Source organism: Microbacterium sp. OR21 (assembly GCF_047306785.1).
Lineage (GTDB): Bacteria > Actinomycetota > Actinomycetes > Actinomycetales > Microbacteriaceae > Microbacterium > Microbacterium esteraromaticum_E.
The window spans coordinates 854330-877698 of the sequence record NZ_JAZEXJ010000001.1; the positions used below are offsets into that span (position 1 = coordinate 854330).

Sequence of the window (23369 nt, forward strand, 5' to 3'; positions counted from 1 at the left end):
GACGCAACGCCGAATCGGTCGGGCACCGGGCGCGTCAGTCGCGGGCCGTGAGGGTCAGCAGGGTCGCCTCGGGGCGGCAGGCGAAGCGCACCGGGGCGTAGATCGAGTGGCCGCAGCCCGCGCTGACGTTCAGCGGCACCGTCCGGCCGGCATGCGACCAGCGGCTCAGTCCCTTCGCCTGCTTCAGCGGGATGTCGCAGTTCGCCACCAGGGCGCCGAAGCCGGGCAGGCAGACCTGGCCGCCGTGCGTGTGGCCGGCGAACACGGCATCCGCGCCCAGGTCGATGAAGTCGTCGAGCACCCGACGGTACGGGGCGTGGGCCACGGCGATGCGGGATGAGCGCTCGTCTGGATCACCGAGCGATGCGACCTCGCGGCGCAGCGCCTCCCCGTCGTCCCAGCCGCGGTGCGGGTCGTCGACGCCGATGAACTCGATGCTGTTGCCTGCGACGTCCAGACGCGTGGCGGCGTTGTTCAGGCCATGCCAGCCGAGCTCGTCGGTGAAGAAGGCGTCCATCGCCGCGGTGTCGAGCGGTTCCGGATCATGGTGACCCTTCGACGGCCCGGTGAAGTACTTCAGCGGATTGCGCGGTGCGGGCGCCTGCACGTCGTTCGAGCCGTGCACGAACACGCCGGGGATCCCCTCGAAGGGGGTCAGGGCGCGGCGGATGCCGGCCAGCCCGTCGCGGTGTCCGAGATTGTCGCCGGTGTTCACGACCAGATCGGGTTCGAGCGCGGCGAGCGACGCGAGCCAGCGCTGCTTGCGGTGCTGCCAGGGCGCCATGTGCGCATCCGAGATGTGCAGCACGCGCACCGGTGCGCTGCCCGGGGCCAGCGCCGCCGCGCTCGCCTCACGCACGGTGTACAGGTGCCGTTCGATTCCCACGCCCCAGATCGCCGCGCCGACGCCGACGGCCCCCACCGCGCCGAGCGCGGTGAGGGCCGTGCGCGCGGCCGAGCTCCGGGTCACCCGTCGCCTTCGCAGCTCAGGGTCACCTCGGTGCCCGCGGGCGCCTTGGTCTCAGCGGCGGGATCCTGAGCGCTGACCGTCGATCCGCCCCGGCAGCCGTCCTCGGAGACGCCGAAGCCGAGTTTCTCGAGGGCGGCCTTGGCCTGGTTGTACTTCGCGCCGGTCACGTCGGGCACCGTGCTCTCCGGCTTCTCCTCGCCCGGCTTCTTGCCGCTGCTCGGGCTGAGCGTGATGGTCGCACCGGAGGGGGCACGACCCGCGCCGGGACTCTGGGCGGCGACGAGGCCCTGGCCGATCTCGCTGTCGATCGAGTCGCCGACGGCGACCGAGAAGCCGGCGCCTTCCAGGATGCCGCGCGCCTCATCGATCGACTTGCCGACGACATCGGGCAGGTCGCGCAGCACCGTGCGGGTGAGGCTGCGATCGGGGGAGGGGAACTGATCTCCGCCGTACGCCGCATTCGCCGCGCCCTGCATGGCGCGCGAGAGCGGGAAGCGGATCTGGCTCAGCTGCATGCCGCTCGGGCCGTAGGTGCGCTCGAGCGTCTGGCGTTCGTTCCACGGGATGCTGTCGTCGTTCATGTCGCGGTCGAAGCCCGAGAAGATGAACGTCGAGGTCTGGGTGGTCGCCGTCGCCATGGCCGTACCATACGACTCGTTCGTGCCGGTCTTGCCGAACACGGGCACACCGTCGCCCAGGCGTGCTGCGCTGCCGGTGGCGTTCATCACGCCGCGGAGCGCGTGCGCTGCGGTCGCCGCGACCTCGGGCTCGAGCACCTTCGTGCAGCTCTGCTTCGGCACCGGCAGCTCCTTGCCCTCGGTGCTCACGACCTTGTCGATCACGCGCGGCTCGCAGAAGACGCCCTTGTTGGCGACCGTCGCGAAGGCCGCGGCCATCTGGATCGGTGCGATCGATTTGTTGCCGAGCACCGTCTCGAACAGCTGATTGCTGTCGGTGACGGGAACCATGCTGCCCTGGTGCACGCCGAGCCGGGCGGCCATCTTGTTGATGTCGCAGAGGTCGAGCTGCTCGGCCATGGCGTAGAAGCCGGTGTTCAGCGACTGCGCGGTGAAGCGCATCGGCGTGCCGACGAAGCCGCGGTTCTTCTTGTAGTTGCCACCCGCCGACTTCGCGGGGATGGTGGACGGCTTGCCGCAGACGGTGAGCTTGTAGGTGCCATTCGAGCGCACCACGCCGTTGAGCGTCTCGTTGACGGAGTGCCCCTTCTCGAGCCAGTCGAGCAGGGTGAACAGCTTGTACGTCGAACCGGGGCCGAAGCCGCTGGCACCGTAGTGCGCACGGTCGGCGGCGTAGACCTGACTGGTCTCACCCGCCTTCGCGCCCTCGCTGTCCTTGAACTTCGTGTTCTGCACGATCGCGAGGATGCGCCCAGTGTCGGCTTCGAGCGTCACACCGCTGGCGGCGTAGGTCGCCCCGGGCACGGAGGCGGGCGCGTACTGGTGCATGGCGTCGTTGCCGGGCTGCTGGATCCGCATGTCGAGGGACGTGTAGACCCGCAGGCCGCCGCGCCGCAGCGTCTCCTGCCGCTCGCTCTCAGTCTCGCCGAACGCCTTGTCGGTCTCGATGACCGCGCGCACGTACTGGCAGAAGTACGCCTGGTCGACCGCTGCCGCACAGCCCTGCGTGGTGGCTTTGATGTTCGGGACGATCGGCGCCTCGGATGCCTCCTTGTACTGCGCCTCGGTGATCTGGCCGTTCTGGAACATGCGGTTCAGCACGTAGTCACGGCGGAACTTCGTGTCGGCGTACCCGTCGGCCTTGCCGTTGTGGGCGACGCCGTCCTTATCGGTGTACGTGCCGCCCTCGAGGTCGATGCGGAACCGGTTGGGGTTCTGCACGATGCCGGCGAGGGTCGCGGCCTGCCCGAGGGTGAGCTTCTTCGCGCTGGTGCCGAAGTAGCGGTTGGCGGCGGCCTCGATGCCGTAGGTCTGGCCGCCGAAGTTCGCCACGTTCAGGTAGCCGAGCAGGATGTCGTTCTTCGAGAAGTCCTTCTCGATTTGGATGGCGTAGCGCATCTCCTGCAGCTTGCGCTCGATGCCGTCGGCGCCCTTCGCCTCGGTCGCCTCAGTCCAGCACGCGCGCAGCTGCTCGCCGTACTTCTCGTTGGTCTTGCCGTTCTTCAGGGTCGGCTTGACGTTCCACTCGCACTCTTGGATCAGCACGTTCTTGACGAACTGCTGGCTGATCGTCGACGCGCCGCGCGACGAGGTGCCGCGGACGTTGTCGATGACGGCCTTCACCGTGGCTCCGAGGTTGACGCCGCCGTGCTCGTAGAAGCTCTTGTCCTCACTGGAGAGGATGGCGTCGTACAGCAGCGGGGACACCTGATCGAACGTCACCGGCACGCGGTTCTGGTCGTAGAACTTCGCCAGCTGGAAGGGCTTTCCGTCGGTGCCGGTGCCGTAGAACGTCGTGGGCTCCATCGGGGCACCCGGCGTGAGGCTGTTCGGCAGGTTGTCGAAGATCGTCAGGGCCTGCGATCCCGTCACTCCGGCGACCGCGATGGCGGGGGTGACGGCCGCGGTGACGAGGACTCCGGCGACGGCGCTGAGACCCAGCAGGCCGAGCAGACCGCCGAGCACACCCTTCAGCGTGCGTTTGGTTTGAGGCATACGCTTGATGTTAAGGGAGTTCCCTGAATAAGAGCCTCGACGCACGGCATCCGGTGCCGCTCGTCGCCGACGCACAGGAGTGCCATGACCACGTGGGAGTATCTGACCACGCCGCTGCTGATCCACAACACGGCGGCGATCCTCAACAACTGGGGCAAGCAGGGCTGGGAGCTCGTGCAGGTCGTCCAGGGTCCTGAGGGGGGACTGGTCGCCTATCTGAAGCGCCCTGTCACCGACGACGCGACGGCCAACGCGGGTCTCGCCGCCGCCGCAGAAGCGTCGCGTCAGTTCGAAGGAGGGCAGCAGTGAGCATCGCTGCACGTCTGCAGGAGCTCGGCATCGAGCTGCCCGCCGTCGCCGCACCCGTCGCGGCGTACGTCCCCGCCGTGGTGCACGGAGGACTCGTGTACACCTCCGGCCAGCTGCCGTTCGTCGACGGCGCGCTGCCCGCGACCGGCAAGGTCGGGGCCGAGGTCGAGGCGGCGGATGCCCAGGGCTACGCCCGCACGTGTGCGCTGAACGCCCTCGCCGCCGCAGCACAGGCCGTCGGCGGGGTCGATCGGATCGCTGGCGTGCTGCGGGTGGGTGGCTTCGTCGCATCCGATCCGGCCTTCACCGGGCAGCCGGCCGTGGTCAACGGCGCCAGCGAGGTGCTCGGCGAGATCTTCGGCGACGCGGGGAAGCACGCCCGTGCCGCCGTCGGCGTCGCGAGCCTGCCGCTGGACACCCCCGTCGAGGTCGAGGTGACCTTCATCCTCGCGTGAGTCCGCTGCGGCATTCGCAGTGACGGAAGCGGCCCCTCCGATCGAGATCGGCGGGGCCGCTTCGCGCATCTGGGCTACTTGACCTGGCTGGTGATCGTGGTCATCACCATGGTGTCGGCGAGCGTGGTCGTGTCGCCGACCTCGCGGCCCTCGGCAACGTCGCGCAGCAGACGGCGCATGATCTTGCCCGAGCGGGTCTTCGGCAGCTCGCCGACGATGTACACGTCGCGCGGACGGGCGATCGGGCCGATCTGCTCGCCGACCCAGCTGCGCAGCAGCGCCGCAAGGCCTTCGGGCGAATGCAGTTCGAGGTAGCTCTGCTTGATGATCACGAACGCGACCACCGCCTGGCCGGTCGTCTCATCCGTCGCACCGACCACGGCCGCCTCGGCGGTGGCCTCGTGCGCGACGAGCGAGGACTCGATCTCAGTGGTCGACAGGCGGTGACCCGAGACGTTCATGACGTCGTCCACGCGGCCGAGCAGCCACAGGTCCCCGTCGTCGTCCAGCCGGGCGCCGTCGCCGGCGAAGTAGTAGCCCCTGTCCTGGAACTTCTCCCAATAGGTCTCCTTGAAGCGCTCCGGGTCGCCCCAGATGCCGCGCAGCATCGACGGCCACGGCTCGGTGATCACCAGCAGGCCGCCGTTGCCATGGCCGACCTCGTTGCCGTCGTCGTCGACGACGTCGATCGAGATGCCGGGGATCGGCACCTGTGCAGAGCCGGGCTTGGTCGCGGTGATGCCGGGCAGCGGGGACACCATGATCGCGCCGGTCTCGGTCTGCCACCAGGTGTCGACGATGGGCGCCTTGCCGGCGCCGATGACCTCGCGGTACCACATCCACGCCTCGGGGTTGATGGGCTCGCCCACCGATCCGAGCAGCCGAATGCTGGACAGGTCGAACTTCTGCGGAATCTGCCGTCCGAGCTTCATGAACGAGCGGATCGCGGTCGGCGCGGTGTAGAAGATCGTCACCCCGTACTTCTCGATGATCTCCCACCAGCGACCCGGGTGCGGGGAGTCGGGCGTGCCCTCGAAGAGCACCTGCGTGGTGCCGTTGGCGAGCGGGCCGTAGGTGACGTAGCTGTGCCCAGTGACCCAGCCGATGTCGGCCGTGCACCAGAACACATCGGTCTCGGGGTGCAGGTCGAACACGTACCTATGGGTGTACGCCGCCTGCACGAGGTAGCCGCCCGAGGTGTGCAGGATGCCCTTCGGCTTGCCGGTGGTGCCCGAGGTGTACAGGATGAACAGCGGGTTCTCGGAGGGGAACGCCTGCGCCTCGTGCTCACCGGATGCCTGTGGCACGACGTCGTGCCACCAGATGTCGCGTTCGTCGTTCCAGTCGACGTCGTTGCCGCCGCGCTTGACGACCAGCACGTGCTCGACCGTCTGCTGCTCACCCTCGCCGTTGCGGTCGCTGAGCGCCTGGTCGACGGCCGGCTTGAGGGCGGACACCCGTCCCTTGCGGTACCCGCCGTCGGCGGTGATCACCAGCTTGGCTCCCGCGTCGTCGATGCGCGAGCGCAGGCTGTCGGCGCTGAAGCCGCCGAACACCACCGAATGCACCGCGCCGAGGCGCGCCACCGCGAGCATCGAGATGACGGCCTCCGGGATCATCGGCAGGTAGATGGCGACGCGGTCGCCCTGGCCGACCCCGAGGTCCTGCAGCACATTGGCCGTGCGTTTGACCTCATCGGTGAGCTCGGCGTACGTGATGCGGCGCTCGTCGCCCGGCTCGCCCTCCCACAGGATGGCGACGCGGTCGCCGTTGCCTGCCTCCACGTGCCGGTCGAGGCAGTTGTAGGCGACGTTGAGCTCACCGTCGTCGAACCACTTGGCGAACGGCGGGTTCGACCAGTCGAGCACCTGCGTGAACGGCTTGTGCCAGTGCACGCTCTCCCGGGCCTGGTCGCTCCAGAAGGCGATGCGGTCGGCCTTCGCGCGCTCGTAGAGGGCGGGGTCGTCGATCGACTGGGCGACGAACTCCTCCGACGGCGGGAACCTCCGGGCCTCGTCGAGAAGGTGGTCGATCTGACTGCTCATGCACTCGCTCCTTTGCGGCGTGGGGGGATCGTGTCAGGCACGACCGTGACTCGGCGAATCTAGTCCGAGCGGAAAGTGAAGCCTACTGTCGAAAGTAGGTAGTGAGTCGGATTGGCGCCGTCAAGAAGCGATGCATACACTGACCTCAGCCGATTTCGAATACGGCTTCAGCGCGCCCGGCATCCCCTCACCGGGCTTGCGCGCAGGCGGCACCTCATTCCCCCCGTGAGGTGCCGCCTCTTCTGTCCGGCCGCGATGCGCGCGCTTCGCTCTGCACAGAACGCCTGTTCGTGCAGTTGTGCACAACGACTGGGAAACCCGCACTGCGACACCGTGCGGGGCACCTAGCGTCGTCGCATGCCAGAACCGTTCGTCCTCCGACCCCGCCACCGCGCCGAGCGCGGGGGCGAGAGTGCGACCGTCGCCGAGGTGGATCCGGCGTTCGGCTCGCTGGCCGAGCACGTGCGCGATGAGCGGGTCACCGACATCTTCGTCAACGGTGCGGACGAGCTCTACGTCGACCGCGGCGAGGGGGCGGAGCGCATCGCCGCGTGGCGAGCGTCGGAGCGCGAGGTCCGCGACCTGGCGGTCGCCCTGGTCGCCGCCGGCGGCCGGCATCTCGACGACCAGTCCCCGTGCGTCGATGTGCGCCTCGACTCCGGCATCCGCGTGCACGCTGTGCTCGCGCCGGTCTCGGTCAGCGGCACCGCCCTGTCGGTGCGCGTGCCGCGCGTGCTCGGCGCGGACCTCGCCGTACTCGAGGGCACGGGCACGTTCGACCGGGCGCAGCGGGCCTGGCTCGAGCGGCTGGTGCGCGAGCGTGCGAACGTGCTGATCACCGGCGGAACGGGCACGGGCAAGACCACGCTGCTCACCGCGCTGCTGTCGCAGGTGGGCGCTGCCGAGCGGATCGTCACCATCGAGGACGTCGCGGAGCTGCGGCCGCGGCACGCTCACCACGTCTCGCTCGAGGCCCGTCAGGCGAACCTCGAAGGCGCCGGGCGGATTACCCTCGCGATGCTCGTGCGCGAATCGCTGCGCATGCGCCCCGATCGGCTGGTGGTGGGCGAATGCCGCGGCGAGGAGGTGCGCGAGCTGCTGACCGCGCTCAATACCGGGCACGACGGGGGAGCCGGAACCCTGCACGCCAGCGGTCTGGCCGACGTGCCCGCGCGGATGGAGGCGCTCGGCGCGCTCGCCGGGATGGACGCCGCGGCACTCGCGCGTCAGGTGGTCAGCGCGTTCACGATCGTGCTTCATCTGGAGCGCGGATCCGACGGCCGTCGGCGGATCGCCTGCGCGGGCCGGTTCGTCCTCGAGTCGGACCGCCTCGGGATGGAGGAGGTGCAGCCGTGGTGAGGCGATCGAGCGCACGGCCCGATCCGGACGGACCGGCGCGGGCGGCCACAGCGGTGCGCACCCTCGCCGTGCTGCTGCAGGCGGGGTCCCGCCCGCTCGCCGCCTGGCGCCACCTCGCCGACACGGACGACCCCGTCGCGGTGCGCATCGTCGCCCGCCTGGACGCCGGCGCAGACCTCGCCGGTGCGATCGACGCCGAGGGAGGCGCCTGGTCGGATGTGGCCGCGGCATGGGAGATCGCGACGACGGTCGGCGCTCCGCTGGCCCTCGTGCTGCGGGCCCTGGCCGAGTCGCTGCAGGATGCCGCAGCGGCGGCCGACGATGTGCGCGTCGCGCTGGCAGAGCCCACCGGGACGGCGCGACTGCTGCTGTGGCTGCCTTTCGCCGGGCTGCTGCTCGGCTTCGCGCTGGGTTTCGACACGCTGGGCGTGCTGGTCGGCAATCCGTTCGGCATCGCGTGCGTGGTGCTCGGCACCGGTCTCGTGCTGCTCGCCCGCTGGTGGACCGCGCGGATGGTGCGCGCCGCTCAGCCCCGCGCCGGCACGCCCGGCATGCACGCCGAGCTCGTCGCGGTCGCTCTGGCGGGCGGCGCGGGCATCCCGCGGGCTCTGCGCCTGGTCGAGCACAGTCCCGCGGCGCTGGAAGAGGACCGCCGCAGCACGGATGCCGTTCTCGAGCTGTCCCGCTCGGCAGGAGTGCCGGCGGGCGAGCTGCTGCGCGCCTCAGCCGCGCAGCAGCGCCACGACGCACGGGTCGAGGGGCGCGTGCGCGCGGCACGTCTGTCATCGAAGCTGCTGCTGCCGCTGGGCGTCTGCACCCTGCCGGCCTTCCTCCTGCTCGGGGTCGCACCGCTCATGCTCAGCGTGCTCGCCTCGACCCCGCTGCCGATCTGAACGCCGGGGCGATCGTCGCCTCGCACCGAGAAAGAAGGAACACCATGACTGGATCCCATGCAGAGCCCCTGCCCGAGCTGACCAGAACCCGCGCAGCCGAGCTGTTCACCGACGAGACCGGAGCCGCCACAGCCGAGTACGCGATCACGACCATGGCCGCCGTGGCCTTCGCCGGGCTGCTCGTCGTCATCATGCGTTCGGACGAGGTGCGGGGCATCCTCACCGACCTCGTCCGGCGGGCGCTCACGGTGGCCTGATGCGCCGAGGGATGCGTGCAGGGCACCGTCCGACATGCGTGCTCGGTGGCGACCGGGGGTCGGTCGCCGCCGAGCTCGCGGTCGCCCTGCCGGCGGCGCTCATCGCGATCGCGTTCGGCATCGGCGCCCTCGCCGCGGCGGCGACGCAGGTCTCGCTGCAGGACGCTGCGGCCGACTCCGCGCGTCTGCTCGGGCGCGGCGAGAGCCCGGCCAGGGCAGCGGGGGTCGTCCGCGATGCCGTCGACGGCGCGTCATCGTCGTCGCGCACCAGCGGCGACCTGGTGTGCGTCACCGCCGCGCTCGACATGCGGATAGGACGACTCGTCTCGGTGCCGCTGCGCGCGTCGAGCTGCGCGCTGGCGGGTGGCCTGTGATGTCGGTCGCGCAGCACGCCGTGACACGGGGAAGGGGCGTCACATGAGTGGGACCGCACTCGCCGCGGGCGTGGTCGTCGTCGCGGCGACCCTCTCCCTCGGCCTGACCGCGGTGGGCGGCGCGGCCGCCACCGCTCAGCGCGCTGCGGGCGCGGCGGACGCGGCGGCGCTCGCCGCGGCGGATGCCGCATCCGGCGCGGTCGCCACCGGCGGGGCGCCCTGCGTCGTCGCCGCGCGGGTGGCGCAGGCATCCCGGTCAGAGCTCGTCTCCTGCACGCTCGACGCCCTCACGGCGACGGTCGAGGTCAGATCCGCGTACTCTGGACTGGTCGCCGTCGCCCGTGCCCGAGCGGGACCCCCGAACAGCTGACTGGGCGACGCCCCTCGCACCGCCCGCGCGTCTTCGCCGATGATTCGTCATGCGGATCTCTCGGCTCACGCCGGGATGGCGGTGTGTATGGTGTGCTTCGAAGAAAGGACGCCCCTTGGCAGAAGGCAAGAAGCTCGTCATCGTCGAGTCCCCGACGAAGATGCGGTCGATCCAGGGATACCTCGGCGACGGGTACCAGGTGCTCAGCTCGGTCGGTCACATCCGCGACCTCGCCGACAAGAAGGACATCCCCGCTGACGACAAGAAGGCGTACGGCAAGTACTCCATCGACGTCGAGAACGACTTCGACCCGTACTACGTGGTGTCCGACCGCAAGACCAAGACGGTCGCCGAGCTGCGCCGCGCCCTGAAGTCCGCCGACGAGGTCCTCCTCGCCACAGATGAGGACCGCGAGGGTGAGGCCATCGCCTGGCACCTGCTCGAGACGCTCAAGCCCAAGGTCCCCGTCAAGCGGATGGTGTTCCATGAGATCACCAAGGACGCCATCCAGGCCGCCGTCGGCAACACCCGTGAGCTCGACCTCGCCCTCGTCGACGCCCAGGAGACCCGTCGCATCCTCGACCGGCTCTACGGCTGGGACGTCTCGCCCGTGCTCTGGTACAAGGTCAAGTCCGGCCTGTCGGCCGGCCGCGTCCAGTCGGCCGCGACGCGCATGGTCGTCGAGCGCGAGCGCGAGCGCATGGCGTTCGTCTCCGCCGAGTACTGGGATGTCGAGTCGCAGGCATCCTCTGCCGGCGCCGCGTTCGGTGTGCGCCTGGTCCGCGTCGACGGCGGGCAGCTCGCCCGCGGAACCGACTTCGACGACGAGGGAAAGCTGAAGAAGGCCGTCGTTGTGCTCTCCGAGGCAGACGCCGAGGCGCTCGCCGCCGCGGTCGACGCGGCAGGCGCCGCCACGGTCACCAAGGTCGAGGCGAAGCCGGGAACCCGCAGCCCCTACGCCCCGTTCACCACCTCCACCCTGCAGCAGGAGGCCGGACGCAAGCTCTCGATGAGCGCCAAGCAGGCGATGAGCGTCGCCCAGCGCCTGTACGAGAAGGGCTACATCACCTACATGCGCACCGACTCGGTCGCGCTGAGCACGCAGGCGATCCAGGCGGCGCGCAGCCAGGCCGTCGCCTTGTACGGCGACGCTGCCGTGCCCCTGAAGCCGCGGGTCTACAAGTCCAAGAGCAAGAACGCGCAGGAGGCCCACGAAGCCATCCGCCCGTCGGGTGAGACTTTCCGCACCCCGGCATCCGTCTCCTCCGGTCTCGACCGGGAGGAGCAGCGTCTATACGACCTGATCTGGAAGCGCACCGTCGCCAGCCAGATGTCGGATGCCAAGTACGAGACCACCACGGTCACCCTCGAGGCGCAGGCCGCCGGCAAGCGGGTCGAGTTCACCGCCTCCGGAACCGTCTACACGTTCAAGGGCTTCCTCGAGGCGTACGAGGAGGGTCGCGACGAGAAGCGCAACGCGCAGGACAGCTCGGCCGATCAGTCGCTGCCCGCCGTCGCCGTCGGCGACGAGCTGGCGATGAGCGAGTCGGTCGCGAAGGGCCACCGCACCACACCCAAGCCGCGGTACACCGAGGCATCGCTGGTGAAGGCGCTCGAGGAGCACGGCATCGGCCGCCCCTCGACGTTCGCCAGCATCATCGGCACGGTCATCGACCGCGGATACGCGACCAAGCGCGGTCAGGCGCTCGTGCCCACGTGGCTCGCGTTCAGCGTCGTGCGTCTGCTCGAGCAGCACTTCGCCGACCTGATCGACTACGACTTCACCGCTGCCCTCGAAGACGACCTCGACGCGATCGCGCGCGGCGAGCAGAAGCGCGTGGAGTGGCTGAAGTCCTTCTACTACGGGTCCGAGAAGCAGGTGGGTCTGCGTCAGGTCGTCGACAACCTCGGCGAGATCGACGCGCGCGCGCTGAACTCGACGCCGATAACCGACGACGCCACCCTGCGCTTCGGCAAGTACGGCCCGTACCTCGAGGTCGTCGACCCGGCGAACCCCGACGCCAAGCCGCGCATCGTGAACGTGCCCGAAGACCTCGCGCCCGACGAGCTCACCGCAGCCAAGGCCCGCGAGCTGATCGATGCGCCGGTCGCCGGCGACCGCGTTCTCGGCGAGAACCCCGAGAACGGCAAGGTCATCGTCGTCAAAGACGGTCGCTTCGGACCGTACGTGCAGGAGAACGATCCCGTGTCGGACGACGACGCGGTCGACGAGGCGACGGGCGAGGTCGTCGACAAGCCCAAGAAGAAGTCGAAGAAGGAGGCGGCGCCCAAGCCCCGCACCGCGTCGCTGTTCCGCTCGATGTCGGTCGACACGATCGACCTCGACACGGCGCTGCAGCTGCTCAGCCTGCCGCGCGTCGTCGGAACCGACCCCGCGACGGGTGAGGAGATCACCGCGCAGAACGGTCGCTTCGGGCCGTATCTGAAGAAGGGCACCGACTCGCGCTCGCTGGAGAGCGAATCGCAGATCTTCGACGTGACCCTCGAGCAGGCTCTCGAGCTGTACGCGCAGCCGAAGTACGGCGCGCGGAAGGCGTCCAGCGCTCTGAAGGAGTTCGAGGCGGACCCGGTCAGCGGCAAGCCGATCCGCATCCGCGACGGCCGCTTCGGCGCCTACGTCACCGACGGTGAGACCAACGTGACCATCCCGCGTGGTCAGACACCCGACGACATCACCTTCGAGATCGCCGTGCAGATGCTCGCCGACAAGCGTGCGAAGGGCCCTGCGCCCAAGCGCGGGGCCGCGAAGAAGGCCCCCGCGAAGAAGGCCCCAGCCAAGAAGTCTGCGGCGAAGAAGACTGCAGCGAAGAAGGCACCCGCGAAGCGGCGCACTGAGCGAGCGCAGCGAGACGAAGTGACCGACGAGGACAAGGCGGCCGCTCGCTCGGCCGCGGCGAAGAAGGCGGCCGCCACCCGCAAGGCGAACGCCATCGCGAAGGCCGACGCAGCGCGCGCCGCGAGCCGGGCAGGCTCGTGACCTCGGGGCGCTCCGGCCTGTGGATCACGCTGGAGGGGGGCGACGGCTCCGGCAAGACCACCCAGGCGCGTCTGCTCGCCGACTGGCTGCAGCAGCGCGGGCGCACGGTGCTGCGCACCCGCGAACCCGGCGGGTCGGAGGTCGGAGCGCTGATCCGCGACATCGTGCTGCACCACCGCGGCGACATCGCACCGCGGGCCGAGGCGCTGCTGTACGCGGCCGATCGGGCGCACCACGTCGCGACGGTCGTGCGCCCGGCGCTGGAGCGCGGTGAGGTGGTCCTCCAGGACCGTTACCTCGACTCGTCAGTGGCCTATCAGGGCGCCGGCCGCGTGCTCGACGCCGGTGAGGTGCGCGATCTGTCGCTGTGGGCCACCGAGGGCGCGCTTCCCGACCTGACGGTGCTGCTCGACCTCGATCCTGCGACCGCGCGTCGCCGCCTGGACGCCGACGACAAGCCGTTCGACCGGCTGGAGGCCGAGAAGGAGGAGTTCCACGCGCGCGTGCGCTCGGCCTACCTCGAGCTCGCTGCCGCCGAGCCGCAGCGGTTCCTCGTCGTCGACGCGTCGCTCGATCCCGACGACATCGCCGTGCTGATCCGCGCGCGCATGTCGGTGCTCGTCTGAGCCGCTTCGGGACCCGGCCGATCGACCGGCCGATGTCGGGCCCGCGGTTAGGCTGGAGAGCATGACAGCCCTCGCGACCGCGCCGTTCCCCTGGACGGACGTGTGGGGTCAGGATGCCGCGGTGCAGACTCTGCGTCAGGCTGCTGCCGACCCGGCGTCGCTGTCGCACGCCTGGCTGATCACCGGACCGCCAGGGTCGGGGCGCTCGACGCTGGCGTACGCGTTCGCAGCGGCCCTCATCGCCGATGCACCCGACGACGAGGCCACGATGCGTCAGGTGCTGGCGCGCACGCATCCGGATGTCACGGCGCTGCGCACCGACAAGGTCATCATCACGATCGCCGAGGCGCGGGCGCTGGTCGAGCGGTCGTATTTCGCCCCCTCCGCCGGACGCTATCGTGTGATCGTCGTCGAAGACGCCGATCGTATGGTCGAGCGCACCTCGAACGTGCTCCTCAAGGCGCTCGAAGAGCCGCCCGAGAAGACCGTATGGGTGCTCTGCGCCCCCAGCGAAGCCGATCTGCTGCCCACCATCCGCTCACGCGTGCGCGCCCTGCGCCTGCGCGAGCCCGACGTCGACGACGTCGCGCGCCTGATCGCCGCCCGCACCGGCGCCGATCCCGTCGTCGCCGAGCAGGCCGCCCGGCATGCGCAGCGGCACATCGGCATGGCGCAGCGTCTGGCGACCGACGACGACGCTCGCCGTCGGCGCGACGAGACCCTCCGCGCGGTGCTCGGCGTCCGCGGCGTCAGCACGGCCGTCGAAGTGGCGGGCAGAATCATCCAGGCGGCGACCGACGACGCCAAGGCGCTCACCGCCGAGCGCGATGCGGCGGAACGCGCGGCCCTGTTGCGCACCTTGGGCATCGCCGAGGGGCAGGCGGTTCCGCAGGCGCTGCGCGCGCAGGTCAGCGCCCTCGAAGACGATCAGCGCAAGCGCGCCACGCGCAGCCTGCGCGACGGGATCGACCGGGTGCTCACCGACCTGCAGTCGCTGTACCGGGATGTCGTCATGCTGCAGTTCGGGCGCGGCGACGGACTGATCAACGTCGAATTGCGTGATGAGCTCAGCCGGATCGCGCAGGCGTGGCCGGTCGAGCGCACCATCCTCGTGCTGGATGCCGTCGCCGACACCCGCGAATCCCTGGAGCGCAACGTCGCTCCGCTGCTCGCCGTCGAGAGCCTTCTCGTGACCGTCTCCAGCGGAAGGACCCCGTGAACCGCCGATCCTCATCCCGGTCTCGATCGACCGGCCTGCTGCGCCGTGCCGCGGCCGTGCTCGCCGGCCTCGCCGCGGCATCCGTCGGGCTCACCGGCTGCCTCTACTCGCAGATCCCCGACGCGCGCAGCTCGGTCGTCCGCGAGCCCGACACGACAGGGGTGTCGGATGAGCTGCTGCCGTACTACTCGCAGAAGATCACCTGGGAGGTATGCGGCGCCCGCTTCGACTGCGCCGAGATCACCGCGCCGCGCGACTGGGAGAACCCGTCGGCGGGCGACCTCGCGCTCGAGATCGTCCGTCACCAGGCCACCGGCGAATTCCAGGGGTCGCTGCTTATCAACCCGGGCGGACCGGGGTCGAGCGGATACGACTTCGTCGCCGACAGCCTCGAGTACGCGGTCGGCGCCGACCTCATCGAGCGGTTCGACGTCATCGGCTTCGACCCCCGTGGGGTCGGTCGCTCCAGCGCCGTCGCCTGTCTGGACGACGAGCAGATGGACGAGTACAACTACGGCGTCATCGACGCTCCTCGCGGCACCCCCGAATGGGAGGCCGAGCTCACGGCGCGCAATCAGCAGTATGCCGATGCGTGCGAGGCGAACAGCGACGGACTGCTGCCCTTCATCACCACGGTGAACTCCGCACGCGACATGGACCTGATCCGCGCGGTGCTCGGCGACACGACGCTGAACTACCTCGGCTACTCGTACGGCACCTTCCTCGGCGCGACCTACGCCAAGCTGTTCCCCGAGCGCGCGCAGCGGCTCGTGCTGGACGGTGCGATCGACCCGGCTGTTCCCGGACTGGAGGTCGGCACGACGCAGGCCGTCGGCTTCGAATCGGCGCTGCGCGCCTACCTCGCCGACTGCGTCGCGAACTCGGACTGCCCCTTCAACGGCTCGGTCGATGAGGCCACCGCCGATCTGCAGGCGCTGCTGGCCGTCGTCGCGCGCACGCCGCTCGAGAACGGCGACGGGCGCATGCTGACCGTCGACACGATGATCACCGGCGTGATCACCGCGATGTACAGCGAGGAGAGCTGGCCCTATCTGACGCAGGGGCTCACCTCGGTTCTGCAGGGGGACCCGTCCGGGCTGTTCGCCCTCGCCGACAGCTACAACGGGCGCCTGCCCGATGGGACCTACGCCGACAACTCATCCGAGGCGTTCCGGGCGTACAACTGCATGGACTATCCCGTGGAGGACGATCAGGCCGCCGAGGACGCGGCGATGGCGAAGATCGAGAAGCTCGCGCCGACGTTCGCGCCGTACTGGCAGGGCCCCGACCCCTGCGAGGTCTGGCCGCACGATCCCGTCGGCGTCCGCGAGGCGATCGCCGCATCCGGCTCCGGACCGATCGTCGTCGTCGGCACCACCAACGATCCGGCGACGCCGTACGAGTGGTCGCAGTCGCTCGCCGAGCAGCTCGAGAACGGAGTGCTCGTCACACGGGTCGGCGAGGGGCACACCGGCTACAACAAGGGCAGCAGCTGCGTCGACACGGCCGTCGAGGGCTTCCTCATCGACGGGACGGTTCCCGACGACGGGCTGCGGTGCGAGTGACCGCAGTCCGGGCCCTGCTCGGTTTCGCGCACGCCGGATCGTCGTAGTAGGATCATTGCTTGTGCCGCAGTCCGCTGCGCACGCCACCTTAGCTCAGTGGTAGAGCATCCCACTCGTAATGGGAAGGCCGTCAGTTCGATCCTGACAGGTGGCTCGAGAAAGGGCCCGGGATGATGCATCCCGGGCCCTTCGGCGTGCACGGGCGACGATCAGATGATCGAACGGCCCTCGGACTTCGCCGCCCTGGCCTCCTTCACGAAGGCCCGGACGATCACGGTGAGGGTGCCCGCGACGATCAGCGGCCACACAAGCAGGTAGGCGGTCAGTGCGATGGTCGACATCTCCATGTCATCTCCTCTCTTCATCGGCGGTCAGCGGCCGGTCGGCGTCGGTGAGCTGCGCCAGCTCGGCGTTCAGCTCGTCGGTGTCGACCGAGTCGAAGTCGCCGGTGCGCTGCTTGATCAGCTCGAAGTCGAAGTCCGGCTTCCGGCTCGGCAGCGTCAGCGCCACGCAGACGATGGTCGACACGGCGTACGCGATCAGCGAACCCGACAGCACCGGGTAGGTGTGCAGGAATCCGATCGCGAAGGGTGCGGATGCCAGCGTCGCCACGGTGCCCACGATCAGCGCCACGCGCTTGCCGAAGAAGCCGAAGGCCATCAGGCCCAGCACGACGCCGATGCCGACGGTGGAGAGCACGTCCGCGACGAGGCCGAGCGGACCGTCGAGGTCGATCCACTCGAAGCGCACGGGCAGGAACGTGGCGAGAGCGACCACCACCGAGACCGAGAAGGCGAGGTTCGTCACGCGGTTCCAGTAGAAGCTCGCGATCACCGGGAACACCAGCGCGCCCCACAGCGCACCGACGAAGACCAGCAGGTCGAGGATGTTGAACTGGCTGCCGGCGAAGTACAGTCCGGCCACCATCGCGACGATCATGGTGATGCGCCCGATCAGCACCATCGTGCGCGGGTTCGCCTTCTTCTTTCCCGCGATGTTCTGACCGTAGAGGTCGGCCATCACGATCGACGACAGGGCGGTCAGGTCGGCGTCAGCGGTAGATGACAGCGAGCCGATGATCATGACGAAGAAGATGCACAGCAGCAGCGGCGACAGGTAGGTGGCGGCCATCTGCGGGATCAGGTTGTTCACGTCGCCGCCCACCGGCGTGATCCCGGCGTACAGGGCGATCACACCGAGCATCCCGATGCCGATGATCGTGGCCCCGTACCCGAAGGTCGCCGTGATGAAGGTCTTCTTGATCAGGTCCTCACGCACGGCGAACAGGCGCTGCGCGATCGTCTGATTGCCGATGGCGTAGGCCAGGACGGCCGCGATGTATGGGGCGCCCTGGTTGAAGAACGCGTCGGACGAGAAGAAGTCGGCCTGCTGAGGGGTGAGGTTCGACGCACCGGTCTCGAACAGACTCGGACCGCCCGCGGCGAAGAACACCACGGGGATGATCACGATCACGGCGCCCAGCATCGCGCACACCTGGGCGAAGTCGGTGAGGACCGAGGCGCGGAATCCCGACCACAGCGTGTACAGCAGCACGCCCGCGCCGATCGCCAGGATGCCCTGGGTGAACGTGAAGGGCGAGAGCATGTCGATCAGCGCGCCGCCGGCGATGAGGTTGGAGGTGAGGCTGATGACACTGCCGAGCACGTTCGATCCGGCGAGCATGAGCTGGCTGGAGCGTCCGTGGCGGGCGAACATGACCTCGGCGATGGTGTGCGCCTTCGGCGCGACCTGACGGATGCGTCGGCCGAATGGGTAAATGAGCAGGATCATCAGCGCGCCCCACAGGCCGTAGTGGATGGGTCCGGAGATGCCGTAGGTGTATCCGGAGGTGGCGGAGGCGTACATCGACGCCGCCCAGATCCAGGTGGCGGTCATGGAGGCCGCCGAGATGCCGAATCCGATCTTTCCGCCGCCGGTCATGTAGCCGTCGGCGTTCTCGGTGCGCTTGCGGATGCGCAGCGACATGTACAGGCTGCCGCCGAAGAACAGCAGCATGAGCAGGACCACGACGGGTCCGGCGAGGGTTTGCAGGTTGTCCACGTTTCTCTCTCTTGTCGAAGGGACCGGCGTGAGGGCCGGATATCAGGACGAGAGAGCGCTAACGGGAGGGGAGTGTGGCTTTGATGGGGCCGGTGTGCAGACGAACGGGGAGCGTGAGGGCGGGTCGGGCGATGGCCGGCATACGGTTCCTTCTCTCGGTGGACACGCGCGCAGAGGTCCCTCTCGCCGAGGAGGTGACGCGCGCGTGCGCGGACGGCCGAAGCCACCGCGCGAGCCGGAGAGGACGTGCGCTGCTCACGACGCAGGCGGTTCGTCGTGGCGCGCCCGTCGATGGATCTCGGATCCTCAGGCGGGCGTGCGCTCGTGAGCGGGCGGCAGCGCTGCGAGCGTGTCCGGCCCGCTTCTCCACGGTAGCAATCGGCCCGGGCAAGTCAAATGCCGCTCCACACCCACGTCAGGAGAGCACCTCCCGACCCATCCTGGCGCGTACGCTCGGTGCATGACCAGGGCTCTTCTCATCGTCGACGTGCAGAACGACTTCACCGAGGGCGGTGCGCTCGCCGTGGCGGGAGGCGACGCGGTGGCCGCCGCGGTGTCCGCGCTGCTCGCCGGGCACGCCGCCGACTACGAGGTCATCGTCGCATCGCGTGACTGGCACGATCCCGACAGCGACAACGGCGGGCACATCTCACCGCAGCCCGACTACGTCGCCACGTGGCCGGTGCACTGCGTCGCCGGAACGCCGGGTGCCGAGTACGACCCGCTGCTCGACACGGCGGGGATCACCCATCACGTGCGCAAGGGGCAGGGCGTCCCGGCGTATTCGATGTTCGAGGGCGTGACCGAGAGCGGGGAGCGCACCGCAGAGATCCTCGCCGCGCACGGCGTGACCGACGCCGATGTGGTCGGGATCGCCACCGACCACTGCGTGCGCGCCACGGCGCTGGACGCCATCGGCCACGGCATCCGGGTGCGCGTGTTCACCGACCTCGTCGCCGGCGTCGCGGCCGAGTCGAGCGCGGCGGCGCTCGCCGAGCTCGCGCACGCGGGTGCCGAACTGACGACGGCCGGCGCATGAGCGAGCGGTGCGCTCTGCTGCTGCGCGCGGTGAACGTCTCGGGGGCGAATCGCGTGCCGATGGCGCAGCTGCGGGCGCTGCTGCAGTCTCGCGGCGGGCTGCGGAACGTGTCGACGTACATCGCCAGCGGCAATGTCATCTGCGATGCGCCGGATGCCCTCGACGCGGCCTGCGCGAGCGCACGAGCGCTGATCGCCGAGGAGTTCGGGGTCGACACCCCGGTCATCGCCCGCACGCACGGCCAGCTCGCACGGGCCGAGCGCGACGACCCGTTCGCCGACGCGCCGCTCGACAAGATGGTGCACACGATGTTCCTCGAAGGGGACCCGGCCGCGGGCGCCGTCGAGCAGCTTCGCGCCCGGCTGCAGCCGGGGGAGCGGATCGCCCTCGTCGGCCGCGACCTATGGATCGACTACGGGCCCGGCGGTGTCGCCTCCACCAAGCTCACCCGCCCGGTGCTCGATCGCGCGCTGGGCACGGCGGGAACAGCACGCAACCGCAACACGCTGCGGACTCTCGTACGGCTGACGGCGGCCGACTGAGCCGCGACTGTCGACTGACCCGGGCGCCAGACGGGCTCGGGCCGGACGATGCCCGGCCCGGGCCCTGAGAGCGAGTCTCAGCCGTCGATGTCGACGCGCACGGTGCTGAGGTCGGCGTCGAGCTCGACCTCGACCTCGTCCCGGGCGCCCTGGCGCAGCTCGGCCTCGTACAGCGCGCCGGAGGTGCTCGTCGAGAGCGCGTGGAAGGTGGTCTCGGTGGCTCCCGCGTCTGTCGCAGCCGACTGCGCCGCCGCGAGGATGTCGCCGAGCTCCGCCAGATCGATCAGCGGGTCGTCGTCCGTCTCGACGTCGTCGTCGTCGTTCCCGCGCTCGCGCACCGCGCCATCGGCCGTCACGAAAAGGTCCTGCTCGGTGCCGTCGGCGAGCCGGGCGTCGATGTCATAGCCGCCGCGCTCGATCTCGATCGAGGTGATTCCCTCGGCCGATGCGTGCGCGATGGCCGCCTCTGCCGCTGCGCGCAGCGCTGCTGCGTCGGCCGGCGCGGATGCGCCCGCGCTGTCGTCTCCTCGGCGGTCACCGTCGCGGTCGCCGCCGTGGTCGTCGCCCGGTTCGCCGTGGCCGGGCTGTTCGCCGCGGGCGTCGCCGCCCGGAGCAGCCGGAGCGTGCATGCGGGGCCGGTCGTCGTCGTCATCGTCGCCCACCGCGTTGCCGATCGCGAACGCGCCGCCGCCGAAAGCGAGCAGGGCGACGCCCGCGCCCACGCCGATCAGGGTGTTGCGGGTTCGCCGGCTGCGCCGGCCGGCGTCGGTCGCGGGCGTGGCGGAATCAGCGGATGCCGTCGGTGCAGCGGCGGGAGCGGATGCCTCATCGAGACGCTCGGTAGGAGTCTCGGCGCCCGTGCTCTCGGCCTGCGTGCCGTCGGCCTGCGCGGCGTCGCGGCGGTCGCGGTCGTCGGAGGGGGCGGGGGTCTTCTCGTCAGTGTCCATGTCTCCACTCTGCTCCGCGGGGGGTGAAGGGCTCCTGAAGCCGCCTGAAGACGTCTTCAGGCTTCGGCTGCGCGGGGGAGCGACAGAGTCATCAGAGCGCCGCCTGACGCGCCGTCGGATGCCGTGATCGTGCCGCCGTGCGCGAGCGCGATCTCACGGACGATCGCCAGCCCGAGGCCGCTGCCACCGGCATCCCGTGCCCTCGCCTCGTCGAGGCGGACGAAGCGGTCGAAGATGTGCTCGCGCTGCTCGGCCGGGATGCCAGAGCCGTCATCCTCGACCTGCAGAATCACCCGGTCGTCGCGCTCGAAGACGCGGACGATCACCTGCCGGCCGGCGTGGCGCGCGGCGTTGTCGGCGAGATTGCGCACCGCTCTCGCGAGCAGAGACGCGCTGCCGGTGACACGGCCCGGGCCGATGCCCCGCGCGTCCACGGCGATGCCCATTCCACGCAGCCTCTGCACCTCGGCGAGGGCGATGTCATCGACGTCCGTGGGTGCCATCGCCGCACCACGGCCCTCGTCGAGCCTGGCCAGCAGCAGCAGTCCCTCGACGAGTTCCTGCATGCGCTCTCCCTCGTCGAGGACGACGCGACTGAGCACGGGCAGGGAGCTCGCCTCGGGGTGCGCGGCGGCGAGCTCCGCATGCTGGCGGATGGTCGCGAGGGGCGAGCGCAGCTCGTGCGACGCGTCGCTCACGAACCGGCGCTGAGTGATCTGCGACTGCTCCAGGCGATCCAGCATCCGGTTCATGGTGTGCGCCAGCGCGCCGAGCTCGTCGTCTCGCGCGGCATCCACCCGTCGGTCGAGGCCGGCGGCGTCGATGGCATCCACCTGCCGGCGCAGCCGCTCGACAGGAGCGAGCGCTCGTGTCGCGACGACCCACATCACCAGCCCGACGAGGCCGAGCACGAGGGGCACGGCGACCGCCAGCAGCGCAGACGAGGCCGACACCGCCTCGTTGACGCCGGCGAGAGGCCGCGCGACCGTCAGCGTGCCGCGGTCGGTGTGCTCGCTCGCCGCCAGGTACGGCTCACCGTCGACCTCGACGCGCTGCACGCTGCCGTCGTCCAGGGCGGGCAGAGCCCTGGCATCGTCGTCGTTGGTCTGATCCGGTGCGGGTGCGGGAGCCGGGCGATCGTCGTCATCGTCGTGGTCGTCGTCGCCGTGATCGTCGCCCGCACCCTGCAGCCGCACGAGCACGTCGTCGTCGATGGCATCCACCCGTCCCGGACCGCGATCCAGCTGCGTCGAGATCGTGTCGAGGTCCTGCTGCACGGCGGATGAGACGCTCTCGGTCAGAGTGGCGCGCAGCACCTGCACTGCCGCGAATGATCCCGCGATCAGCGCGACGGCCACGACCAGCAGCGCGCCGATGGTCAGGCGCGAGCGGATGGAGCGGAGCGGCGACGGCATGCTCAGGCATCCCGCCCGACCAGGCGGTAGCCGGCTCCGCGCACGGTCTGGATGCTGTCCCGGCCGAAGGGGCGATCCACCTTCGAGCGCAGGTGGCCGATGTACACCTCGACGATGTTCGCATCGCCGTCGAAATCCGCGCCCCAGACGTTGGCGATGATCTCGGCCTTCGTGACGACCTCGTCGCGGCGGCGAAGCAGGAAGTCGAGCACCGCCAGCTCTCGGGCGGTGAGCGAGACCTCGGTGTCGCCGCGGAACACGCGGCGAGCAGCGGGGTCGAGCCGCAGGTCGCCGGCCTGAAGCACCGCCGGGCGCTCTCTGACGCCGCGCCTGACGAGGGCGCGCAGACGCGCGACCAGCACCGGGTACGAGAACGGCTTGGTGAGCCAGTCGTCGCCGCCGGTGTCGAGCCCCTCGACCTCGTCCCACTCGCCGTCCTTCGCGGTGAGGAAGAGAACGGGGGTCCAGTCGCCTTCGGCCCGCAGCGCCTGGCACACGCGGTAGCCGCTCATACCCGGCATCATCACGTCGAGCACGATCGCGTCGTAGTCGTTGTCGCGTGCGCGAGCGAGGCCGTCGACGCCGTCGTGGGCGACGTCGACGACCATGCGCTCGGCTTCGAGCCCGCGTCGGATGCCGTCGGCGAGTCGCACTTCATCGTCGACGAGCAGGATCCGCATGCTCACAGTCTGGCGGCAGGATCCTGAAGCGCACCTGAAGCGCGCCCGCTGCGACCTCAGGCGTGCTGCTCGCGGTGCCTGCCCTCGCCGATCTCCTCGACGACCTTCGCGCAGAAGGCCGGCAGATCGTCGGGGGTGCGGCTCGAGACGAGACCCGCATCGACCACGACCTCTTCGTCGACCCAGTTCGCGCCCGCATTGCGCAGGTCGGTCGTCAGGCTGGGGTAGCTGGTGAGGGTGCGGCCGTCGACGACACCGGCCTCGATGAGGATCCAGGCGCCGTGGCAGATCACGCCGACCGGCTTATGCTGCTCGAAGAACACCCGCGCGAAGTCGATCGAGTCGCGGTCCATGCGCAGGTGGTCGGCGTTCACCACGCCACCGGGCAGCACGAGCGCGTCGAAGTCGTCGGCGGAGGCCGACGCGACCGCCAGGTCGACCGGCTGCGCGTGGCCGTTCTTGCCGGTGATCTCGCCGGATTCGGGCGAGACCATGGTCGCCGCGCCGCCTGCGTCGGTCACCGCACGCCACGGTTCGGTCAGCTCGCTGTCCTCGAAGCCGCTCATCGCGAGGAAGGCGACCTTCGTGTCGGAGATGCTCGTCATGATGCGT

General features: G+C 70.0%; 22 protein-coding genes and 1 tRNA gene. 14 read left to right on the forward strand and 9 right to left on the reverse strand.

Annotated elements, in window-relative coordinates; genetic code table 11:
- Positions 1-34: 34 nt before the first annotated feature.
- Positions 35-970, reverse strand: a complete 936-nt coding sequence (locus tag V2S04_RS04175) for a metallophosphoesterase (RefSeq protein ID WP_413637203.1) — start codon at positions 968-970, stop codon at positions 35-37.
- Positions 967-3603, reverse strand: a complete 2637-nt coding sequence (locus tag V2S04_RS04180; protein ID WP_413637204.1) for a transglycosylase domain-containing protein — start codon at positions 3601-3603, stop codon at positions 967-969. Before V2S04_RS04180 ends, V2S04_RS04175 begins: the two co-directional genes overlap by 4 nt.
- An 84-nt stretch (positions 3604-3687) precedes the next feature.
- Between V2S04_RS04180 and V2S04_RS04185 the strand changes: the two genes are divergently transcribed.
- Positions 3688-3912, forward strand: a complete 225-nt coding sequence (locus V2S04_RS04185) for a hypothetical protein (RefSeq protein WP_099194545.1) — start codon at positions 3688-3690, stop codon at positions 3910-3912.
- Positions 3909-4367, forward strand: coding sequence for a RidA family protein (locus V2S04_RS04190; RefSeq protein ID WP_413637205.1), 459 nt, complete (start codon positions 3909-3911; stop codon positions 4365-4367). The genes V2S04_RS04185 and V2S04_RS04190 overlap by 4 nt, the downstream gene beginning before the upstream one ends.
- 74 nt (positions 4368-4441) lie before the next feature.
- Here the strand turns inward: V2S04_RS04190 and acs are convergent, their stop codons facing one another.
- Positions 4442-6412 carry an acetate--CoA ligase gene (gene acs, locus V2S04_RS04195; RefSeq protein ID WP_413637206.1) on the reverse strand — a complete coding sequence of 657 codons (1971 nt, stop codon included), beginning with the start codon at positions 6410-6412 and terminating at the stop codon, positions 4442-4444.
- Between the two features lie 357 nt (positions 6413-6769).
- Between acs and V2S04_RS04200 the strand changes: the two genes are divergently transcribed.
- From V2S04_RS04200 to V2S04_RS04245, 10 genes are all read left to right on the forward strand, one after another.
- Positions 6770-7771: a TadA family conjugal transfer-associated ATPase gene (locus V2S04_RS04200; protein ID WP_413637207.1), complete on the forward strand. Its 1002-nt coding sequence runs from the start codon at positions 6770-6772 to the stop codon at positions 7769-7771.
- Positions 7765-8664, forward strand: a complete 900-nt coding sequence (locus V2S04_RS04205) for a type II secretion system F family protein (protein ID WP_413637208.1) — start codon at positions 7765-7767, stop codon at positions 8662-8664. The genes V2S04_RS04200 and V2S04_RS04205 overlap by 7 nt, the downstream gene beginning before the upstream one ends.
- Positions 8665-8708: 44 nt before the next feature.
- Entirely contained in the window at positions 8709-8921 is a 213-nt protein-coding gene (locus V2S04_RS04210; RefSeq protein WP_099194541.1) for a DUF4244 domain-containing protein, read from the forward strand.
- An 11-nt stretch (positions 8922-8932) separates the two neighbouring features.
- Positions 8933-9295, forward strand: a complete 363-nt coding sequence (locus V2S04_RS04215) for a TadE family type IV pilus minor pilin (RefSeq protein ID WP_413637209.1) — start codon at positions 8933-8935, stop codon at positions 9293-9295.
- 43 nt (positions 9296-9338) lie between these two features.
- A complete protein-coding gene (locus V2S04_RS04220; protein ID WP_413637210.1) occupies positions 9339-9665 on the forward strand; it encodes a helicase in 327 nt (108 codons plus the stop codon).
- 115 nt (positions 9666-9780) lie between these two features.
- Complete coding sequence (topA, locus tag V2S04_RS04225) at positions 9781-12663, forward strand: type I DNA topoisomerase (RefSeq protein ID WP_413637211.1); 2883 nt, start codon at positions 9781-9783, stop codon at positions 12661-12663.
- A complete protein-coding gene (gene tmk, locus V2S04_RS04230) occupies positions 12660-13289 on the forward strand; it encodes a dTMP kinase (RefSeq protein WP_340086323.1) in 630 nt (209 codons plus the stop codon). Before topA ends, tmk begins: the two co-directional genes overlap by 4 nt.
- A gap of 61 nt (positions 13290-13350) precedes the next feature.
- A complete protein-coding gene (locus V2S04_RS04235; RefSeq protein ID WP_413637212.1) occupies positions 13351-14508 on the forward strand; it encodes a DNA polymerase III subunit delta' in 1158 nt (385 codons plus the stop codon).
- Positions 14505-16073 (forward strand): alpha/beta hydrolase, encoded by a 1569-nt coding sequence (locus V2S04_RS04240; protein WP_413637213.1) that lies wholly within the window; start codon positions 14505-14507, stop codon positions 16071-16073. Before V2S04_RS04235 ends, V2S04_RS04240 begins: the two co-directional genes overlap by 4 nt.
- An 82-nt stretch (positions 16074-16155) precedes the next feature.
- A tRNA-Thr gene (locus tag V2S04_RS04245) sits at positions 16156-16227 on the forward strand.
- 55 nt (positions 16228-16282) lie between these two features.
- Here V2S04_RS04245 and V2S04_RS04250 read toward each other — a convergent pair.
- Both V2S04_RS04250 and V2S04_RS04255 read right to left on the reverse strand, forming a co-directional pair.
- Entirely contained in the window at positions 16283-16420 is a 138-nt protein-coding gene (locus tag V2S04_RS04250; RefSeq protein WP_413637214.1) for a putative transporter small subunit, read from the reverse strand.
- A 1-nt stretch (position 16421) separates the two neighbouring features.
- The gene (locus V2S04_RS04255) at positions 16422-18089 is read right to left on the reverse strand and encodes a sodium:solute symporter family protein (protein ID WP_413637283.1); all 1668 of its coding nucleotides are present in this window, start codon (positions 18087-18089) and stop codon (positions 16422-16424) included.
- A gap of 505 nt (positions 18090-18594) precedes the next feature.
- Between V2S04_RS04255 and V2S04_RS04260 the strand changes: the two genes are divergently transcribed.
- Together V2S04_RS04260 and V2S04_RS04265 are read left to right on the forward strand one after the other, a co-directional pair.
- Entirely contained in the window at positions 18595-19173 is a 579-nt protein-coding gene (locus V2S04_RS04260) for an isochorismatase family protein (protein ID WP_413637215.1), read from the forward strand.
- Positions 19170-19715, forward strand: a complete 546-nt coding sequence (locus V2S04_RS04265) for a DUF1697 domain-containing protein (RefSeq protein WP_413637216.1) — start codon at positions 19170-19172, stop codon at positions 19713-19715. Before V2S04_RS04260 ends, V2S04_RS04265 begins: the two co-directional genes overlap by 4 nt.
- Positions 19716-19792: 77 nt before the next feature.
- Here the strand turns inward: V2S04_RS04265 and V2S04_RS04270 are convergent, their stop codons facing one another.
- From V2S04_RS04270 to V2S04_RS04285, 4 genes are read right to left on the reverse strand one after another with little or no spacing between them, the layout of a single operon-like run.
- Complete coding sequence (locus V2S04_RS04270) at positions 19793-20662, reverse strand: hypothetical protein (RefSeq protein ID WP_413637217.1); 870 nt, start codon at positions 20660-20662, stop codon at positions 19793-19795.
- A gap of 56 nt (positions 20663-20718) precedes the next feature.
- Complete coding sequence (locus tag V2S04_RS04275) at positions 20719-22077, reverse strand: sensor histidine kinase (RefSeq protein ID WP_413637218.1); 1359 nt, start codon at positions 22075-22077, stop codon at positions 20719-20721.
- Between the two features lie 2 nt (positions 22078-22079).
- The gene (locus V2S04_RS04280; RefSeq protein ID WP_413637219.1) at positions 22080-22757 is read right to left on the reverse strand and encodes a response regulator transcription factor; all 678 of its coding nucleotides are present in this window, start codon (positions 22755-22757) and stop codon (positions 22080-22082) included.
- Positions 22758-22813: 56 nt separating this feature from the next.
- Entirely contained in the window at positions 22814-23362 is a 549-nt protein-coding gene (locus V2S04_RS04285; protein WP_413637220.1) for a type 1 glutamine amidotransferase domain-containing protein, read from the reverse strand.
- Positions 23363-23369: the final 7 nt, after the last annotated feature.

Coding starts and splice junctions, on each gene's coding strand:
- V2S04_RS04185 (WP_099194545.1), top strand. CDS start 3,688: ATGACCACGTGGGAGTATCTGACCACGCCGCTGCTGATCCACAACACG.
- V2S04_RS04255 (WP_413637283.1), bottom strand. CDS start 18,089: ATGCTGCTGTTCTTCGGCGGCAGCCTGTACATGTCGCTGCGCATCCGC.
- V2S04_RS04235 (WP_413637212.1), top strand. CDS start 13,351: ATGACAGCCCTCGCGACCGCGCCGTTCCCCTGGACGGACGTGTGGGGT.
- V2S04_RS04250 (WP_413637214.1), bottom strand. CDS start 16,420: ATGGAGATGTCGACCATCGCACTGACCGCCTACCTGCTTGTGTGGCCG.
- V2S04_RS04200 (WP_413637207.1), top strand. CDS start 6,770: ATGCCAGAACCGTTCGTCCTCCGACCCCGCCACCGCGCCGAGCGCGGG.
- V2S04_RS04180 (WP_413637204.1), bottom strand. CDS start 3,603: ATGCCTCAAACCAAACGCACGCTGAAGGGTGTGCTCGGCGGTCTGCTC.
- V2S04_RS04210 (WP_099194541.1), top strand. CDS start 8,709: ATGACTGGATCCCATGCAGAGCCCCTGCCCGAGCTGACCAGAACCCGC.
- V2S04_RS04280 (WP_413637219.1), bottom strand. CDS start 22,757: ATGCGGATCCTGCTCGTCGACGATGAAGTGCGACTCGCCGACGGCATC.
- V2S04_RS04270 (WP_413637217.1), bottom strand. CDS start 20,662: ATGGACACTGACGAGAAGACCCCCGCCCCCTCCGACGACCGCGACCGC.
- V2S04_RS04260 (WP_413637215.1), top strand. CDS start 18,595: ATGACCAGGGCTCTTCTCATCGTCGACGTGCAGAACGACTTCACCGAG.
- V2S04_RS04265 (WP_413637216.1), top strand. CDS start 19,170: ATGAGCGAGCGGTGCGCTCTGCTGCTGCGCGCGGTGAACGTCTCGGGG.
- V2S04_RS04285 (WP_413637220.1), bottom strand. CDS start 23,362: ATGACGAGCATCTCCGACACGAAGGTCGCCTTCCTCGCGATGAGCGGC.
- V2S04_RS04215 (WP_413637209.1), top strand. CDS start 8,933: ATGCGTGCAGGGCACCGTCCGACATGCGTGCTCGGTGGCGACCGGGGG.
- V2S04_RS04275 (WP_413637218.1), bottom strand. CDS start 22,077: ATGCCGTCGCCGCTCCGCTCCATCCGCTCGCGCCTGACCATCGGCGCG.
- V2S04_RS04220 (WP_413637210.1), top strand. CDS start 9,339: ATGAGTGGGACCGCACTCGCCGCGGGCGTGGTCGTCGTCGCGGCGACC.
- acs (WP_413637206.1), bottom strand. CDS start 6,412: ATGAGCAGTCAGATCGACCACCTTCTCGACGAGGCCCGGAGGTTCCCG.